At 70.6% G+C, this 16,832-nt stretch carries 15 protein-coding genes and 1 pseudogene; 4 read left to right on the top strand and 12 right to left on the bottom strand.

The genetic code is table 11. The features are described 5' to 3' along the window. Window positions 1–35 precede the first annotated feature (35 nt). On the top strand, window positions 36–512 hold the full coding sequence (locus tag SCMU_RS01930) for a MarR family transcriptional regulator (RefSeq protein ID WP_229231286.1): 477 nt from the start codon (window positions 36–38) through the stop codon (window positions 510–512). After that, window positions 509–2,191, top strand: coding sequence for an MFS transporter (locus SCMU_RS01925; RefSeq protein ID WP_371829620.1), 1,683 nt, complete (start codon window positions 509–511; stop codon window positions 2,189–2,191). Before SCMU_RS01930 ends, SCMU_RS01925 begins: the two co-directional genes overlap by 4 nt. Before the next feature lie 97 nt (window positions 2,192–2,288). Here SCMU_RS01925 and SCMU_RS01915 read toward each other — a convergent pair whose 3' ends face one another. From SCMU_RS01915 to SCMU_RS01890, 6 genes are all read right to left on the bottom strand, one after another. Next, the gene (locus SCMU_RS01915; protein ID WP_229231285.1) at window positions 2,289–2,471 is read right to left on the bottom strand and encodes a hypothetical protein; all 183 of its coding nucleotides are present in this window, start codon (window positions 2,469–2,471) and stop codon (window positions 2,289–2,291) included. A gap of 241 nt (window positions 2,472–2,712) precedes the next feature. Continuing rightward, window positions 2,713–4,308 (bottom strand): histidine ammonia-lyase, encoded by a 1,596-nt coding sequence (gene hutH, locus SCMU_RS01910; RefSeq protein ID WP_229231284.1) that lies wholly within the window; start codon window positions 4,306–4,308, stop codon window positions 2,713–2,715. 18 nt (window positions 4,309–4,326) lie between these two features. After that, on the bottom strand, window positions 4,327–6,075 hold the full coding sequence (gene hutU / locus SCMU_RS01905; RefSeq protein WP_229231283.1) for a urocanate hydratase: 1,749 nt from the start codon (window positions 6,073–6,075) through the stop codon (window positions 4,327–4,329). Window positions 6,076–6,253: 178 nt separating this feature from the next. Next, window positions 6,254–6,670 carry a GNAT family acetyltransferase gene (locus tag SCMU_RS01900; protein WP_229231282.1) on the bottom strand — a complete coding sequence of 139 codons (417 nt, stop codon included), beginning with the start codon at window positions 6,668–6,670 and terminating at the stop codon, window positions 6,254–6,256. 35 nt (window positions 6,671–6,705) lie between these two features. Continuing rightward, a complete protein-coding gene (locus tag SCMU_RS01895) occupies window positions 6,706–8,034 on the bottom strand; it encodes an LCP family protein (protein ID WP_229231281.1) in 1,329 nt (442 codons plus the stop codon). Window positions 8,035–8,142: 108 nt separating this feature from the next. Then, window positions 8,143–8,940, bottom strand: coding sequence for an IclR family transcriptional regulator (locus tag SCMU_RS01890; protein ID WP_229231280.1), 798 nt, complete (start codon window positions 8,938–8,940; stop codon window positions 8,143–8,145). Between the two features lie 265 nt (window positions 8,941–9,205). On the opposite strand from SCMU_RS01890, the gene SCMU_RS01885 reads away from it, so the two are divergent. Continuing rightward, complete coding sequence (locus SCMU_RS01885; RefSeq protein WP_229231279.1) at window positions 9,206–10,648, top strand: amino acid permease; 1,443 nt, start codon at window positions 9,206–9,208, stop codon at window positions 10,646–10,648. Window positions 10,649–10,761: 113 nt separating this feature from the next. On the opposite strand, the gene SCMU_RS01880 is transcribed toward SCMU_RS01885, so the two are convergent. After that, a complete protein-coding gene (locus SCMU_RS01880) occupies window positions 10,762–11,505 on the bottom strand; it encodes a 3-hydroxybutyrate dehydrogenase (protein ID WP_229231278.1) in 744 nt (247 codons plus the stop codon). Further along, window positions 11,502–12,881, bottom strand: coding sequence for an MFS transporter (locus SCMU_RS01875; protein ID WP_229231277.1), 1,380 nt, complete (start codon window positions 12,879–12,881; stop codon window positions 11,502–11,504). The genes SCMU_RS01880 and SCMU_RS01875 overlap by 4 nt, the downstream gene beginning before the upstream one ends. A 134-nt stretch (window positions 12,882–13,015) precedes the next feature. Here SCMU_RS01875 and SCMU_RS01870 point away from each other — a divergent pair. Beyond that, window positions 13,016–13,914, top strand: a pseudogene (locus tag SCMU_RS01870) (LysR family transcriptional regulator). A gap of 6 nt (window positions 13,915–13,920) precedes the next feature. Here SCMU_RS01870 and SCMU_RS01865 read toward each other — a convergent pair. The 4 genes from SCMU_RS01865 to SCMU_RS01850 are packed head-to-tail and all read right to left on the bottom strand — an operon-like array spanning window position 13,921 to window position 16,803. Next, window positions 13,921–14,793 carry a spermidine synthase gene (locus tag SCMU_RS01865; protein WP_229231276.1) on the bottom strand — a complete coding sequence of 291 codons (873 nt, stop codon included), beginning with the start codon at window positions 14,791–14,793 and terminating at the stop codon, window positions 13,921–13,923. After that, on the bottom strand, window positions 14,793–15,851 hold the full coding sequence (locus tag SCMU_RS01860; RefSeq protein ID WP_229231275.1) for an alcohol dehydrogenase catalytic domain-containing protein: 1,059 nt from the start codon (window positions 15,849–15,851) through the stop codon (window positions 14,793–14,795). The genes SCMU_RS01865 and SCMU_RS01860 overlap by 1 nt, the downstream gene beginning before the upstream one ends. Window positions 15,852–15,861: 10 nt before the next feature. Next, window positions 15,862–16,137, bottom strand: a complete 276-nt coding sequence (locus SCMU_RS01855; protein ID WP_229231274.1) for a GNAT family N-acetyltransferase — start codon at window positions 16,135–16,137, stop codon at window positions 15,862–15,864. Between the two features lie 3 nt (window positions 16,138–16,140). After that, window positions 16,141–16,803 carry an O-methyltransferase gene (locus SCMU_RS01850; RefSeq protein WP_229231273.1) on the bottom strand — a complete coding sequence of 221 codons (663 nt, stop codon included), beginning with the start codon at window positions 16,801–16,803 and terminating at the stop codon, window positions 16,141–16,143. Window positions 16,804–16,832: the final 29 nt, after the last annotated feature.

The following is a 16,832-nucleotide window of genomic DNA, read 5'->3' as shown; positions in this document are numbered from 1 at the left end:
ATCGATACATAAGTCCCTTATGTCATAATCCCCTTATGCAATCTCCTCACGCGTCCGATCCCGAGCTCGTCGGGCGCTTCTCGGTCCTGCTCGAGCGGCTCGTGCGGCGCCTGCGCACGGTGTACGCGGTGGGGCAGATCTCGCAGTCGGCCGCGAGCACGCTCGCCCGGCTGCGCGACGAGGGGCCCCTGCGGATCACCGAGCTCGCCCACGCCGAGGGCGTCTCGCAGCCGGCCATGACCCAGCTCGTGGCGCGGCTCGAGGGCGAGGGGCTCCTCACCCGCCGCGTCCCCGAGGGCGACCGCCGCAGCGTCCTCGTGGACGTCACCCGCGCCGGGCGGGACGTCCTCGACGGCCGCCGGGCACAGCGCGTCGAGTTCCTCGAGGACCTGCTCGCCGGCATGGCCCCGGCCGACCGCGCCGCGATCGCTGCGGCCCTGCCCGCGCTCGAGCGCCTCGTCGCCTCCGAGCCGAGCAGCTCCGACCAGATCACCAGACGGAAGGAATCATGAGCACCCACGGCAAGCCCGTCAGCCCGTTCAAGCAGCCCAAGGCGGTGTGGGCGGTCGCCTTCGCCTGCGTCATCTCCTTCATGGGCATCGGGCTCGTCGACCCGATCCTGCCCGCGCTGGCCTCAGGCCTGCACGCGAGCCCGAGCGACGTCTCGCTCCTGTTCACGAGCTACCTCGTCGTCACCGCGGTGGCGATGCTCGGCGTCGGCTGGGTTTCGGCCCGGATTGGCGCCAAGTGGACGCTCATCCTCGGGCTCGCGCTCATCGTCGTGTTCTCGGCCCTCGCCGGCACCTCGGACACGATCGGCGGGATCATCGGCTTCCGCGCCGGCTGGGGCCTGGGCAACGCGCTGTTCATCGCCACGAGCCTCGCCGTGATCGTCGCGTCCGCGAAGGGCGGGTTCGGCGGCGCGATCATCCTGTACGAGACGGCCCTCGGGATCGGCATCGCCGTCGGGCCGCTGCTCGGCGGGGAGCTCGGGAGCATCTCGTGGCGAGGCCCGTTCTACGGCGTCGCCGCGCTCATGGCGATCGCACTCATCGCGACGCTCCTGTTCGTGCCCCAGCAGCCCAAGCCGGCCGTCAAGACCAAGCTCAGCGCCCCGCTCACGGCCCTCAAGCACCGCGGCCTGCTGATCATGGGCCTCGTGGCGCTGCTGTACAACTGGGGCTTCTTCACGATGCTCGGCTACGCTCCCTACCCCATGGAGCTCGGGCCGCACGAGCTCGGCCTCGTCTTCTTCGGCTGGGGCATCCTCGTGGCCGTGTTCGCCGTGTTCCTCGCGCCCCGGCTCCAGCGCCGCTTCGGGACGGTCGCAGTCCTGTACGCGAACATGGCTGGGCTGGCCATCGTCATGGCGGTCATCGCGCTCGGGGTGCACGAGCCCGCCGTCGTGATCGTCGCGGTGATCGTCAGCGGCGCGTTCATCGGCATCAACAACACGCTCACCACCCAGGCGGTCATGCTCGTGGCGCCTGTGGAGCGGCCCGTGGCGTCCTCCGCCTACGGGTTCGTGCGGTTCATCGGCGGCGGGCTCGCGCCGTTCGTAGCCGGCAAGATCGCCGAGGCCACGAACCAGAGCGTCGCGTTCTGGGTCGGCGCGGCCGCGTTCCTGCTGGCCATCCCCGTGCTCGCGTCCGGCGCGAAGCTCGTGGCGAAGGCCGAGCGGGCGGAGGAGGCCGACGTCGTGCTTCCCACGCTCGAGCCGCTCGGCCGGGCCGCCACGGGGCGGCCCGTCGTCGTGGCCGTGCGGCCCAACGCGGAGGCGGCCGCGATGGTGGACCGCGCCGCCGAGATCGCCGCGCGCGAGGGCGCACCGCTCGAGATCGTCCACGTCCGCGAAACGGACATCGTCGAGGAGCTCACCATCAGCCCCGAGACCGAGGAGGAGGCCCGGGCGACGGTGTCCGCGCACGTGGACCGGCTCGCGGCCGAGGGCACCGCGGTCCGCGGCCTCGTCCTGCACAGCGTGGGCGACCACGCCGCGACCGCCGACGTCCTCGCCAGGCACGCCGCCGACGCCGGGGCACTCGCGCTCGTGGTGCGCAAGACGCCGCACGGCCCGGTGGGCCGGCACCTCGCGGCGAGCCTGGAAGCCGCCGCGGGCACAGCGCACGACGGCGCGCACTCACCCGAGCTGGTCATGGTGGACCTCGGGGTGGAGGCGCCACCGGCGTAGGACCGTGCCCGACAGCAAGGAAGGCCCGCACCGGTAGGTGCGGGCCTTCCTCACGTTGCGAGCCTCCTGCGAGGCAACCGCTGCGGCGAGCGGTGGCTCAGCCGCGGCGGACGATCACCCCATCCGACTTGAGGCACAGTTGGCGCTCCTGCGCGCCGGAGACGAGCCAGAGGACGTTCCCGCTGAGGGAGACCTCCTCGACCGCCCCGCGGGCCACGACCTGCGCGTGCCTCACCACTTCAACAACTTCCCCCACCGCGAGCTGGGTCCAGTTCTCCACTGGCGCCTGGTACGCACCCCTTCGGGTCAGTACCGCTCCACGTGCCTTCATTGCTCTCCACTCCTTTGTGTAGACCTTGGTCCTGTTGTTGTGATGGTGCTGACGGCAGCGCCTGATGCCCTCAGTGTCCGCCCTGTGATGGCGGACACCTCTTTCTATCGGCTTCTGCGGCGCGCCGCTATGTAGGGTCTGACCACGGTTCCGCGGAACCGTTGTGCAGTCCGACAGCCGGTGTGGAGGGCTAGCGAAGACCGCCGACGGCGGCGCTCACCGCCGCGACGAAGTTGCCCTCCGCGAGGACGCGGTCGGCTGCCTCAAGCTCGGGAGACATGAACCGGTCCGTGCCCGGCCCGGGGACCGCCCGGCGGAGCACCTCGATGGCCGCCGCGCCTCCCGGACCGGGGACCAGCGCGCCGTCGGACGCCTCAGTGCGGATGTCGATCGCGCGGGCCGCCGTGACGAGCTCGATCGCGAGGACACGGCGCAGGTTGTCCACGGCCTTGCGCAGCTTGCGGGCGGCGTGCCACCCCATGGACACGTGGTCCTCCTGCATCGCGGAGCTCGGGATCGAGTCCACGGACGCCGGGACGGCCAGGCGCTTGCAGTCCGAGACGAGGCCGGCCTGCGTGTACTGGGCAATCATGAGGCCCGAGTCAACGCCGGGATCGTGGGCGAGGAACGCGGGGAGGCCGTGCGAGCGGGCCGGGTCCAGCATGCGGTCGGTGCGGCGCTCGGCCATCGAGGCGAGGTCTGCCACGGCGATCGCCAGGAAGTCCAGCACGTACGCGACGGGGGCGCCGTGGAAGTTGCCGTTCGAGGACACCCGGCCGTCCGGCAGGACCACGGGGTTGTCGATCGCGGCGTCCAGCTCGCGGGACGCGACCGTCTCGGCGTGGGCGATCGTGTCGCGGACGGCACCGGCCACCTGCGGGGCGCAGCGCAACGAGTAGGCGTCCTGGACCCGGTTGTCGCCGACCTTGTGGGACTCGACGATCTTCGAGCCGGCGAGCACGGCGAGCATGTTCGCCGCGGAATCCGCCTGCCCCGGGTGCGGGCGCAGCGGGGCGTGCAGCTCGGGCAGGAACACCTGGTCGGTGCCCATGAGGCCGTCCACGGACAGGGCCGCGGTGACGTCCGCGGTCTTGACCAGCTGGCGCAGGTCCGCGAGCGCCATCAGCAGCATGCCGAGCATGCCCTCGGTGCCGTTGACGAGGGCCAGGCCCTCCTTCTCCGCGAGGACGATCGGCTCGATGCCGTGCTCGGCGAGCAGCTCCGCAACGGGACGCTCGCCCGCGCCGCCGAACCGCTCGCCGTCGGGCCCGAACGCCTCTCCCTCGCCCATGAGCACGAGGGCGACGTGGGAGAGCGGGGCGAGGTCGCCGGAGCAGCCGAGCGAGCCGAACTCGCGGATCACGGGGGTGATGCCCGTGTTGAGGAAGGCGACGAACGTCTCGAGGATCACCGGGCGGACGCCGGTGCGGCCAGAGGCGAGGGTTTTGGCGCGCAGCAGCATGAGCGCGCGGGCCACCTCGGTCTCGACGGCCGGGCCCATGCCCGCGGCGTGCGAGCGGATGAGCGACTTCTGCAGCTGCGTGCGCTTCTCCTGCGGGATGTGCAGGTTCGCGAGGGCCCCGAAGCCGGTGGAGATGCCGTAGGCCGGGGTCTCGGAGGCTGCGAGGGCCTCGACGTGGGCGCGGACGCGGGCCACCTCGTCGATCGCCTCGGGCGCGATCGTGACCTTGGCGCCGTGGCGGGCTACGGCCACGACGTCCTCGGCGGTGAGGCCGTGGGTGGAGAGGGTGACCTCGGTGGGGAGATCGGTAGCGGTGAGGGTCATGTCAGGGTCCTTCGGTTCTCAGCGGCCGGCCATGGGGATCTTGACGCCGCGCTCGGCGGCGACCTCGACGGCGCGCTCGTAGCCAGCATCGACGTGGCGGATCACGCCCATGCCCGGGTCATTAGTGAGGAGTGCGGTCAGCTTCACGGCGGCGAGCTCGGTGCCGTCGGCCACGGAGACCTGGCCGGCGTGGATAGAGCGGCCGATGCCCACGCCGCCGCCGTGGTGGACCGAGACCCACGTGGCGCCCGAGGACGCGGCGGTGAGGGCGTTCAGGAGCGGCCAGTCGGCGATCGCGTCGGAGCCGTCCTTCATGGCCTCGGTCTCGCGGTACGGGGAGGCCACGGAGCCGGAGTCGAGGTGGTCGCGGCCGATCACGATCGGCGCCTTGACCTTGCCCTCGGCCACGAGCCTGTTGAACAGCAGGCCGGCCTTGTGGCGCTCGCCGTAGCCGAGCCAGCAGATGCGGGCCGGAAGGCCCTCGAACTCCACGCGCTCCTCGGCGGCGTCGAGCCACTTGTGCAGGTGCTTGTTCTCGGGGAACAGCTCCTTGATCGCCTCGTCGGTGACCTTGATGTCCTCCGGGTCACCCGAGAGCGCCACCCAGCGGAACGGGCCAAGGCCCTCGCAGAACAGCGGGCGGATGTAGGCCGGGACGAAGCCGGGGAAGGCGAACGCGCGCTCGTAGCCGCCCTTGCGGGCCTCGTCGCGGATCGAGTTGCCGTAGTCGAAGACCTCGGCGCCGGCGTCCTGGAACTCGACCATGGCCTGGACGTGGCGGGCCATCGCGTTCTGGGCCTTCTTGGTGAAGCCCTCAGGATCGGCCTCGGCCTCCGGCTTCCACTGCTCGACCGTGTACTCGGTGGGCAGGTAGCTCAGCGGGTCGTGGGCGGAGGTCTGGTCGGTCACGACGTCCACGGTGAGCTCGCCGGCCTTGTGGCGGCGGAGGATCTCGGGGAACACCTCGGCGGCGTTGCCCACGTAGCCCACGGACCAGCCGCGGCGCTCCTCCTTGGCCGCCAGGACCTTGGCGATCGCGGCGTCGAGGTCCGTCTCGACCTCGTCGAGGTAGCGCTTGCCGACGCGGCGGCGCAGGCGGGACTCGTCGACGTCGACGATGAGGCACGCGCCGTCGTTCAGCGTCACTGCGAGGGGCTGGGCGCCGCCCATGCCGCCGCAGCCTCCGGTGAGGGTGAGGGTGCCCGCGAGGGGGCCTTCCGCCGCGGAGGTGGTGTGACGGCCTTCCGCGATCAGCTTGCGGCCCACGGCCGCGAACGTCTCGTACGTGCCCTGCAGGATGCCCTGCGTGCCGATGTAGATCCACGAGCCGGCGGTCATCTGGCCGTACATCATGAGGCCCTCGGCCTCGAGGCGGCGGAACTCGGGCCACGTGGCCCAGTCGCCCACGAGGTTCGAGTTGGCGATGAGCACGCGCGGCGCCCACTTGTTGGTGCGGAAGACGCCGACGGGCTTGCCGGACTGCACGAGGAGGGTCTCGTCGTCGTCCATCTCCTTGAGCGTGTCGACGATCGCGTCGAACGCCTTCCACGACCGCGCGGCGCGGCCGGTGCCGCCGTAGACCACGAGGCTGTCCGGGTGCTCGGCGACCTCCGGGTCGAGGTTGTTCATGAGCATGCGCATGGGCGCCTCGGTCTGCCAGGACTTGGCCGAGATCTCGGTGCCGCGGGGGGCGCGGACCGGGCGGGCGCCGGTGGTGAAATCGGCCTTGTGCGCCGTGGCGGGCCGGTTGGGTTCGGTGGTGGTCATCGTGACTCCTGCGTCGTGATGTTGTGGGGGGTGTCTGGTGGTCCGTCGGACCTTCTGTATCTATGACACCGCGGCTGTGAGCCGGAATACAGGGCATCGGAGGGGGTGCTGTCCGGGATTCCAGACTTACCCGGAGCGTCCCGCTGCCGCGCACGACGGCGAGGTCAGCCCGGCACTGTCAGTCTGCGAGGAGCCGCTTGCCGAACGTCTCGACCTCGTCCACGCTGTAGCCGAGGCTCCCGTAGAAGCCGTGCGCGGACTCGTTGCCTCTGCGGACCATGAGCATGGCCTTCGGGCAGCCGAGCGAGGTGAGACGTGCCTCCGCCTCGGCGAGCAGCGCCCGGCCGATGCCCTGGCGCTGGCTGTGGGGTGCGACGGCGAGGTAGTAGACCCAGCCCCGATGGCCGTCATATCCGGCCATCGCCGTGCCTACCACGGCGGCGTCCCGCTCGGCGACGACAAACAGGTCCGGCCACGTGCCCGCCGCTCGGTCGATGTCCGCGCCGGGATCGTTCCACGGCCGTGTGAGGCCGACCTCGTGCCACAGCCCGATGACGGCCTCGCGGTCCGCCTCGGAGAACGTGCGCAGGATCATCCGGCAACCCTACGGGGTCGCGGCCTGCGCAGGAGCTACTTGACGCACGGGACGCTGCCGCCCTGCAGCGCTCCCTGCCAGTCAGCGTACGTGGGTGCGGGGGTGGGGGTGGGCGTCGCGGTCTCGGCGGCCTGCGGCGTGCCCTCGCTCGCTGCGGCCGTCGGAGTCTCGGACGGCGAGGCTGCAGCGAAGGTCGGGGACGGCGGCGTCGTGGGTGCGGGAGCCGGGGCGAGGAGGTCGCGGACGATCCCCTGGATCTGCGCCAGGTCCACGAGGTTGATCGAGGCGCCCTCGGGCGAGGTGCCGAAGCCGAGGATCGGCAGGGTGGTGAAGGAGACGTTCCCGCCGGTGAGCGAGCTGGCCTGCTGCGCGAGCTGCAGGAGGTCCAGACCGCGATCCACGGCCATGTTCTTGCTCACCGCGTCCAGGACCGCCTCCATCTTGGGCAGGTTGGTGAACGTGCCGGCCTGCTTGAGCTGGTGCAGGACCGAGACGATGTACGCCTGCTGGCGGCGCGAGCGGTCCAGGTCCGTGAAGTCGTAGGTGGGGTCCGAGGTGTCGCGGCGCTGGCGCACGAACGCCATGGCCTGCTGGGCGTCGATCTGCTGCATGCCGGCCTTGAAGTCCGCGCCGGAGAATGTGTCCTGCGTAGGCCTCAGGACGCACACCGTGATGGGCTGGATCGCGAGCGCCACCTCGTAGAAGGCCACCATCGTGACCTCGACGAAGTGGTCGATCTGCACACCGCCGAGGAACTGGGACACGGTGGCTATCTCGGCGGCGCGGCCGGCGTCACGGGCGGCCTGGTACGTTGCGTCGTCGTTGGGCTTGCCCTGGGCGAGGAGAGCCGACTGCTCAGCGACGAATCCGTAGCTGTAGGCCTCCTTGATCTTGGTCTTGAACCCGGCCCCGGGGAAGCCTGCCGTCTCGACGTAGTCGTCTCGCGGGATCGAGATGGCCGTGGACTTCGAGCCGTCCGCCGGGATGTGCACGAGCATGAGCACGTTGGCGTTGTAGAAGCCGACCGAGTCGTCGCCGGCGTGCAGGGCGTTCTGGATGTCCTGCGGGAGGGGCTGGCCGTTCTCGTCGACGCGCGAGTCGAGGCCCATGATGAGGATGTTGGTGTCCTTGGACAGCTTCGGGATCACGGACGACGGCGACGGGCTCGCCGCCTGCTCCGTGGCCGCCCGGGCGAGCGCGTCGGAGCGGTGCACGTTCGAGTTGAACCGCGCTGCGAGCTGGGCGACGTAGACGGCGCCGCCCACGGCCGCAAGGACCACGACGATGGATACCGCAAGGACGATCTTGGGCCACCGCCGTCGCGGCGGCCGTGATCGCCGGCCGACCCTCCGTCCACGCTCCATGACCCCCCTCACGCACGGGACGCCCACGGCGCAGGCACCGCTGGCGGGCATCGATGTGATGCACACCATACGCGTCAGACGGCACTTGCGCACAGAGTCAAGAGGCCCCTAACCCCGCCCGTAGATGCGCGACGCGAGCTCCGCCGCCGTCTTGGCCACACGTTTGGACAGTTCCTCCCGCCGCTCCGCGCCGACCCGCTCGCCCTCGAACGTCACGGCGACGGCGGCGGCCGGCCAACCGGTGTGGTCGAGGACTGCGGCGGCGACGGACGCGAGCCCGCCCGTGACCTCGCCGTCCTCCGTCGCGTAGCCGCGCTGCCGGACCTGGTCCAGCTCGGACTGGAGCGCCGAGTAGGAGCGGATCTGTTCCCCTTCCTCGGTGCGGGACGTGAACGCGGCGGCGTTCGGGTACAGCGCACGGACCTGCGACTTCGGCAGCGCCGCGAGGATCGCGCGGCCGCTGGCGGTGAGGTGGCTCGGCAGCCGCACGCCCACGTCAGTCACGAGCGACGGCCGGTTCTTGGCCCGCTCCTCGACGATGTAGTACACGTCCCGCCCGTGCAGCACCGCCAGATGGGCACTCTCCCCGATCGCGTCGACCAGCGCGGCGAGCACCGGCCGGCCGAGCCGCGAGAGCGGCTCCTGCCGCGAGTACGCGCTCGAGAGCTCGAACGCGGCGATCCCGAGCCCGAACCGCTGCTCCTCCACGAGGTGCATCACAAACCCGTTCTCCTCCATCACCGCCAGCAGGTGGTACACGGTGGAGCGCGGGAGCCCGAGCTGGGCCGCGATCGCCGATGCCGGCTGCGGCCCGCGCCGCGACGCGAGCAGCCGCAGGATGCGGAGCGTGCTCTCCGCGGCGGGGACCTTGGACTTCTCGCGCACGTCGCTGGGAGCGAGGGACATCGGGTATTCCTTCCGTTCTCATGTTTCCGGTCGCAGCCCATGTCTGCGATACCGGACTACTACCAGTGTGGCGCGCGCGACGGCGGGTGGGCACCCGCCGTCGCGCCTCAACTGTCCGGGATTCCGGACACAGCACAGGGCGCGCCGGTCTGGAATGCGAGACAGAGGCTCCGGTGACTCGTCTCACAGGGACACGGGCGGGCGGCAGAGTGGAAGGAGCCTCCTCCTTCCAACCACAAGACCTTCCCAACGACGCGAGGATCCCATGCAGACCACACATCAGCCGGCCGCGCTCAGCCGCAGCCTCAACGTCCGGCACATCCGGTTCATGGCCTTGGGGTCGGCCATCGGAACCGGCCTCTTCTACGGCTCGGCCGAGGCCATCCAGGCCGCCGGGCCCGCGGTGCTCATCGCGTACATGATCGCCGGCGCCGCCGTGTTCATGGTGATGCGCTCGCTCGGCGAGATGGCCGTGCGGCACCCCGTCGCCGGCTCGTTCAGCCAGTACGCCGGCCGCTACCTCGGCCCGTTCGCCGGGTTCGCGACCGGGTGGACGTACGTGTTCGAGATGGCGATCGTGGCCCTCGCGGACATCACCGCGTTCGGCATCTACATGGGCTTCTGGTTCCCGCAGGTGGACCGGTGGGTGTGGATCGCCGCCGTCATCCTCATCCTGACCGCGGTCAACCTGACGAGCGTGAAGGTGTTCGGCGAGCTCGAGTTCTGGTTCTCACTCGTCAAGGTCGCCGCGATCGTGGCGATGATCGTGGGCGGGGTCGCCCTGATCGTGTTCGGGTTCTCCTCTCCAACCGGCGGCCAGGCCGGCGTGCACCAGCTCGTGACCAACGGCGGACTCCTCCCGAATGGGTTCGGGGGGCTGCTGGCCTGCTTCTCCGTGGTGGTGTTCGCGTTCGGCGGCGTGGAGACGATCGGGGTGACCGCTGGCGAGGCCGCGGACCCGAAGAAGGCCATCCCCCACGCCGTCAACACCGTTCCCGTGCGGATCCTGCTGTTCTACGTGCTCACCCTCGGGGTGCTCATGAGCCTGTTCCCGTGGAACCAGGTGGGCGCCCAAGGCAGCCCGTTCGTCCAGATCTTCGACGGGCTCGGCATCCCCGGCGCTGCGAACGTCCTCAACGCGATCGTCATCACCGCGGCGCTGTCGGCGATCAACTCGGACATCTTCGGGGCCGGACGCGTGCTCTTCGGGCTCGCGCAGCAGGGGCACGCGCCCACCTCGTTCGGCAGGGTCTCCGGGCGCGGCGTGCCGTGGCTGACGGTGGTGGTCATGACCGGCGTGCTCGGCGTCGGCGTGGTGCTCAACGCCATGATCCCCGAGGACGTCTTCACGGTCATCGCCTCGATCGCCACGTTCGCCACCGTGTTCGTGTGGGCCATGATCCTTGCGAGCCACGTGGCCATGAAGCGCGAGATCCGGCGCTACGCGCTCGCCCCCAGCGAATTCCCCTCGCCGCTGTGGCCCGCGGCCTCCATCGCCGCCATCGCGTTCATGGTGTTCGTGACGGTGCTGCTGGGCTGGTTCGAGGACACCCGCGTTGCCCTCGTGGTGGGCGCGGTGTGGATTGGCCTGCTTGCTCTCGCCTATCGCATGTGGGTCCGTGGCGACGGGCGGCGCCGGCCTGCCCTGCTGGACGAGACCGCGTCCCTGCCGGTGGTCGAGGGCGCGGAGGCCCGGGTCACCGTATAGCCAGCGTCCCATCGGACACAACTCAGCGCCGGAGGTACCCCATTCGGGGCGCCCCCGGCGCTGAGTTGTGCTTGGCGGAATGGATCTGACTGGAATCCTCCACCTGAACGGGATTATCGGGCCGACCAGCCGCCGTCCATCGTGTAGCTCGCGCCGGTGACCATCCCCGCGTCGTCCGAGGCAAGCCAGCACGCGAGCGAGGCGACCTCGGCCGGCTCCACGAGCCGCTTGATGGCCATCTCCGTCAGCATCACCTTGTCCAGGACCTCGGACTCGGGGATGCCGTGGGTTGCGGCCTGGTCCTTGATCTGCTTCTCCACGAGCGCCGTGCGCACGTAGCCCGGGTTGATGCAGTTGGACGTGACCCCGTGCGGGGCCCCCTCGAGCGCGGTGACCTTGGAGAGGCCCTCGAGCGCGTGCTTGGCGGTGACGTACGCTCCCTTGAAGGCCGAGGCCCGGATGCCGTGCACGGAGCTGATGTTCACGAACCTGCCCCAGCCCTCGGCGTACATGTGCGGCAGGGCTGCGCGGATCAGGAGGAACGGCGCCTCGACCATGAGCCGCTGGATCCGGCGGAAGGTCTCCGGCTCGTAGTCCTCGATCGGGGCGACCTTCTGGATGCCGGCGTTGTTGACGAGGATGTCGCAGTCGAGGCGCAGGTCCTCGAGCGCCGCGGTGTCGAGGAGGTCTACGGCCCAGGAGGTGCCGCCGAGGTCGGCGGCGAGCTTCTCGGCGGCCTCGCCGTCCAGGTCCGCGACCACCACGTGGGCGCCCTTCTCCGCGAGGCCCCGGGCCACGGCGGCGCCGATGCCGGCGGCGCCGCCCGTGACGAGTGCCTTGCGGCCTTCGAGGCTCATGCCCGCGCCTCGGCCTCGGAGGCACCGAGGTACTTCGCGGCGTCGGCCGCGTCGAGGGCGCGGAGCGAGGTGCCCTTGGTCTCGCGCAGGGCAAGGACCGCGATGAGCGTCACCACGCCGGCCGCGGCAAGGTACACCGCGGTGGGCCACCAGGAGCCGGTCGCCTTGAGCCACTCGGTCGCGAAGACCGGGGCGAGCGAGCCCGCGATGATCGAGGTGACCTGGTAGGAGATCGAGACGCCGGAGTAGCGCATGCGGGTCGGGAACATCTCGGCCATAATGGCCGGCTGGCCGGCGTACATGAGCGAGTGGAACACGAGGCCAACGATGATGGTCAGCAGGATCACGAACGTGTTCTGCGTGCCGAAGGCCGGGAAGGCCCAGAAGCCCCAGGTGCCGCCGAGGATCGCGCCGGCGAGGTAGACGGGCTTGCGGCCGATACGGTCGGCGAAGCGGCCGACCACCGGGATGATGGCGAAGTGGCAGAGGTGCGCGATCGCGATGACGCCGAGGATCGAGCCGGTGTTCATCTTCAGGCCGGTGCCGAGGTAGACGATCGAGAATGTCACCACGAGGTAGTACATGATGTTCTCCGCGAAGCGCAGGCCCATTCCGATGAGCACGCCCCTGGGGTAGCGCTTGAGCACCTCGAGGACGCCATAGCCGGCGGCCTTCTCCGACTCGAGCTCGGCCTTGGCGGCCTGGAAGATCGGCGCCTCGTCGATCTTGGTGCGGATGTAGTAGCCCACGATGACCACGATCGCGGAGAGCCAGAACGCCACGCGCCAGCCCCAGGCGAGGAACGCGTCGTTGGAGAGGGTCGTGGTCATGATCCACAGCACGAGCGTGGCGAGGAGGTTGCCTACGGGGACGGCGGCCTGCGGCCACGAGGCCCAGAACGCGCGCCCCTTGTCCGGCGCATGCTCCGCCACGAGCAGGACGGCGCCGCCCCACTCGCCGCCGAGGGCGAGGCCCTGGATGAAGCGGAGGAGCACGAGGAGGATCGGGGCCCACACGCCGATCTGGGCGTAGGTGGGCAGGCATCCCATGAGGACGGTCGCGATGCCGATGAGCACGATCGTGATCTGGAGGGTCTGCTTGCGGCCGATCCTGTCGCCGATCTGGCCGAACACGATCCCTCCGAGCGGGCGGGCCACGAAGCCGACCGCGTAGGTGAGGAACGCGGCGATGATCGCGTCGTACTCGTTGCCCATCTTGGGCAGCAGGATCTTGTTGAAGACGATCGTCGACGCGGTCGCGTAGAGGAAGAAGTCGTACCACTCGACGACGGTACCGGCCATCGAGGCCGAGACGATCTTCTTCAGCAGCGACTGGTCTGTGCCGGCGCCGCCTGCGGAGCGTTGGTTCACGCTCATGCGTTCCCTCCTGGGTAGATATGACGTGGATCACGTATCGCGTCGAGTATTCCCTGCGCATCCTTGCGCGCTCAATGGTCAATCCGGCACTGTACGTGTGCAGATCTGCAGATCACTGCCGTAGGCTGTCGCGCATGACGACCGCGCCCTCCCCCGATCTCCTCCTCGTCCTCCTCGAGGTCTCCCGCTCGGGCAGATTCACGACGGCGGGCGAGGGCCTCGGCCTGAACCACACCACCGTGGCACGCAAGATCGCGGCCCTCGAGAAGTCCCTCGGCGGGCGTGTGCTGGCCCGCGCGGCCGGCGGCTGGGAGCTCACGCCGCTCGGTGAGCGCGCGGTGGGCGTCGCTGCCCAGGTCGCCGAGGCGATGGGCCGCCTCAGCTCCGACGCGGGAGACCCGGTGACCGGCTCGGTACGCATGACGGCGACGGACGGCTTCAGCGCGTACATCGCCTCGCCGGCCGTCGCGGCACTGCGGGCCGAGCAGGGCTCACGGTCGAGCTCATCACCGTGACGCGGCGGGCCCTGCAGCAGCGTTCCGGCGTGGACATCGAGGTGGTGGTGGGCGAGCCGCAGGTTCACCGGGCCCAGGCGATCCGGCTCGGTGAGTACATGCTCGGGATGTACGCGTCCCGCGACTACCTCGCCCGGCACGGGGTGCCTCGAAGCCCCGAGGAGATCGCGGAGCACGGGCTCGTGTACTTCGTGGACTCGATGCTCCAGGTGGATGACCTGGATGCGCCGCGGCGCCTCGCCCCGGAGATGCAGGACGGCCTGACTTCGACCAACGTGTTCGTGCACGTCGAGGCGACCCGGGCCGGCGCCGGCGTGGGCTTCCTCCCGTGCTTCATGGCGGACCGCCACAGCGACCTCGTGCGCCTGCTCCCCGACTACTTCCGCGAGCAGCTGCCCTACTGGATGGTCCTGCGCCCGGACTCCTACCGCCAGCCGGCTGTGGCAGCCGTCGCGGAGGCGCTGCGCACCCAGATGGAGATCGCGCGGCCCATGCTGCTCGGGGCTTCGAACCCGTAGGCCGAGCTACTCAGGGAGTACGTCCGGATCCACGGCGTCCGCGTCCGGCGCCGGGTCGCGCCGCGGCCGGGCCGCGCCGATCCACGCCCGGACCTGGGCGTCGTCCCAGAACTGGGCCGGGAGTCCGCCGCCGAGCAGGCGGCGACGGAGGGCAGGCGAGGCGAGGACCGGCGTCGTGCTTCCCGCGACGATGATGTTGCCGTAGCGGCGGCCCTTGAGCATGGCCGGATCCGCGACGATCGCGGTGTGCGGGAAGACCTCGGCCATGGCTGCGGCCTCAATCCGCGCCGTGACGTGGTCCGGGGCGCTGCCGATGTTTGCGACGAACAGTCCGCCGGCGTCGAGCAGCCGGGCGGAAGCGGCGATGAACTCGGTGGTCGTGAGCGGGTCGGGTGTGTGGGACCCGGCGAAGACGTCGCGGATCACGACGTCGCGCGTCGCGGGGGTGAGGGACTCGGTCACGGCGCGGGCCTCGCCGACCCGGATGCGCACGAGCGGGGCCTTGGGGAGGTCGAACCACTCGCGCACGTAGTCGGCGAGCTGCGCGTCGAGCTCGACGACGACCTGCCGCGCCTCCGGGTAGCGCGCCGCGAGGTAGCGGGGCATCGAGCAGCCCCCGCCGCCCTGGTGCAGGACCCGCAGGCGGTCGGCAGAACCCGGATCGAACCGGTCCTCGATCAGCGCCACGATCCAGCGCATGTACTCGAAGTCGAGCCGCAGAGGATCGCTGAGCACGACGTGCGAGCTCTGGACCCCGTTGATCTTCAGGAGCCACCCGTCGGAGGAGTCCCCGTCCGGGACGAGCTCCGCGGTGCCGGTGCTGATCGGGTACATGCCGGCTTGGGGCCCCTTGGAGCCCTTGGCCGGTGGGCGCGCCATTACGCCCCCGTCCCGACGATCACCCGGATGGCCCGCGTGGCGTCCGCGTTGCCATACGTCTCATAGGCGTCCAGGATCTGGGCGAACGGGAACCGGTGCGTGACGAGCTTGGCCGGGTCGATCTCGCGGTCGGCGATGCGCTCGAGGAGGTCCGGCTCCTCCGCCTCGCTGTCCAGCCCCGTCATGACCGTGACGTTGCGGATCCAATCGCGGTCCGGCAGGAACGAGACCGGCTTGCCGTGGACGCCGGCGTTGGCCACGCGCCCGCCCGGGCGGATCGACGCGAGCGCCTCGGCATAGGTCCGCGGCAGGCCCACCGTCTCCACGGCCACGTCGACGCCGAGCCCGTCACGGCTGAGCGCCTTGACCTCCGCGCCGATGTTGACGCCGTCCGCGACCCGGACGGTATCCGTCGCCCCGCACGCGAGCGCCTTCTCGAGCCGGTACTCGTTGCGGTCGACGGCGATGATCCGCTTCGCGCCGAGCGTGCCCGCCGTCATGATCGAGGCCAACCCGGTGGGTCCGGCGCCGATCACCGCGACCTCGTCGCCCTCGCCGACGCCGCCATAGAGGACGCCGATCTCATAGCCGGTGGGCAGCATGTCGCTGAGCACCGCGCCCTGCTCCGCGCTCACGCCCTCGGGCAGGGGCACGAGCGCGTTGTCGGCCAACGGCACGCGCACGTACTCGGCCTGGGTCCCGTCGAGGAGGTGGCCGAACACCCAGCCGATCCCGCCCAGGGTCTCGCAGTACGAAGTGAGGCCCGAGAGGCACGAGTCGCAGCCCATGCACTTGGTGATCGAGGAGACGATGACCCGGTCGCCGACCCGCACCCGCCGGCAGCCCGGCCCGGCCTCCGTGACGACGCCGACGCCCTCGTGCCCCAGGATCCGGCCCTCGGCGACGGCGGGCACGTCCCCCTTGAGGATGTGCAGGTCCGTGCCGGAGACCGTGGTCGCCTCGATGCGCACTATGGCATCCGTGGGCGCCAAGATCACGGGGTCCGGGACGTCCTCCCACGACTTCCGGTGGGGGCCGTGGTACACGAGGGCCTTCATGCTCTCCTTCTTACACCTTCTTCGGTGACGCCTGTCGGGCCATGCGGATCTCCGAGAGGACGCGGCCGCCGATCTCGTCGAGCTTGCGGGTGCCGTCCGGGGCGAACCCAAGCTTGGCGTAGAACGCCCGGGCGCGTGGGTTGTCCTCGAACACCCAGAGGATCGCGGGGCCGGTCCCGAGGACGCGTTCGACGACGGCGCGGCCCGCCCCCGTGCCGTACATCTCGGCGAGGATAGCCTCGGCGTCTGCCGGGACGGCGTCCGCGATCTCGTAGTCGTGCCGCACGGGCTACCTCACGATCGCGAGGGCGAAGCCGTCCCAGCCCTTTGAGCCCGCGGTCTGGACCACGGTCGCGTCGAAGAGCGGGCCGCCGAGGAGCTCGAGGGACTCGATGATCGACGGCGCATTGGCCGCGTCGCGCTGCGGGGCCAAGAGAGCGCCCTCCCACACGGTGTTGTCGAGCACGACGACGGTGCCGGGGCGCCCGAGCTTCACGGCCCATTCGAGGTAGTGGGAGTTGTTCTGCTTGTCCGCGTCGATGAAGACGAGGTCGTAGGGCCCGGTGAGGGTCGCGAGGGTGTCCAAGGCCGGGCCCACGTGGACGGTCACCTTGTCCGCGAGGCCGGCCACCGCGAGGTTCTCGCGGGCAACCGCGGCGTGCTCGGGCAGGTACTCGCAAGTGTCGAGGTGGCCGCCCTCGGGCAGCGCCTGGCCCATCCAGATGCTGCTGAACCCGGCGAGCGTGCCGATCTCAAGGACCCGGCGCGCGCCGGAGATCTTCACGAGCAGGTTCAGGAGCTTGCCGGACGTTGGCTGTACCTCGATGGGCGGCATGCCGCGCTCCTGCGCAGTGGTGAGGGCCCGCTCGTGCTCGGGGCCGGGCTTGACCACCGTCCTGGTGAGCCAGCGTTCAACAGCGATCCACTCGGGCAGCGCGACATGCTCGATCATGCCGCCAGTCTGGCACCCGGGCTGGGGCG

Source organism: Sinomonas cyclohexanicum, from assembly GCF_020886775.1.
Lineage (GTDB): Bacteria > Actinomycetota > Actinomycetes > Actinomycetales > Micrococcaceae > Sinomonas > Sinomonas cyclohexanicum.
This window is presented reverse-complemented; position numbering and strand designations above follow the sequence as displayed.

Excerpts from the sequence above, each read along its gene's own strand:
- SCMU_RS01930 (WP_229231286.1), top strand. The coding sequence starts at position 36 with ATGCAATCTCCTCACGCGTCCGATCCCGAGCTCGTCGGGCGCTTCTCG.
- SCMU_RS01925 (WP_371829620.1), top strand. The coding sequence starts at position 509 with ATGAGCACCCACGGCAAGCCCGTCAGCCCGTTCAAGCAGCCCAAGGCG.
- hutH (WP_229231284.1), bottom strand. The coding sequence starts at position 4,308 with ATGACCCTCACCGCTACCGATCTCCCCACCGAGGTCACCCTCTCCACC.
- hutU (WP_229231283.1), bottom strand. The coding sequence starts at position 6,075 with ATGACCACCACCGAACCCAACCGGCCCGCCACGGCGCACAAGGCCGAT.
- SCMU_RS01900 (WP_229231282.1), bottom strand. The coding sequence starts at position 6,670 with ATGATCCTGCGCACGTTCTCCGAGGCGGACCGCGAGGCCGTCATCGGG.
- SCMU_RS01895 (WP_229231281.1), bottom strand. The coding sequence starts at position 8,034 with ATGGAGCGTGGACGGAGGGTCGGCCGGCGATCACGGCCGCCGCGACGG.
- SCMU_RS01890 (WP_229231280.1), bottom strand. The coding sequence starts at position 8,940 with ATGTCCCTCGCTCCCAGCGACGTGCGCGAGAAGTCCAAGGTCCCCGCC.
- SCMU_RS01885 (WP_229231279.1), top strand. The coding sequence starts at position 9,206 with ATGCAGACCACACATCAGCCGGCCGCGCTCAGCCGCAGCCTCAACGTC.
- SCMU_RS01880 (WP_229231278.1), bottom strand. The coding sequence starts at position 11,505 with ATGAGCCTCGAAGGCCGCAAGGCACTCGTCACGGGCGGCGCCGCCGGC.
- SCMU_RS01875 (WP_229231277.1), bottom strand. The coding sequence starts at position 12,881 with ATGAGCGTGAACCAACGCTCCGCAGGCGGCGCCGGCACAGACCAGTCG.
- SCMU_RS01865 (WP_229231276.1), bottom strand. The coding sequence starts at position 14,793 with ATGGCGCGCCCACCGGCCAAGGGCTCCAAGGGGCCCCAAGCCGGCATG.
- SCMU_RS01860 (WP_229231275.1), bottom strand. The coding sequence starts at position 15,851 with ATGAAGGCCCTCGTGTACCACGGCCCCCACCGGAAGTCGTGGGAGGAC.
- SCMU_RS01850 (WP_229231273.1), bottom strand. The coding sequence starts at position 16,803 with ATGATCGAGCATGTCGCGCTGCCCGAGTGGATCGCTGTTGAACGCTGG.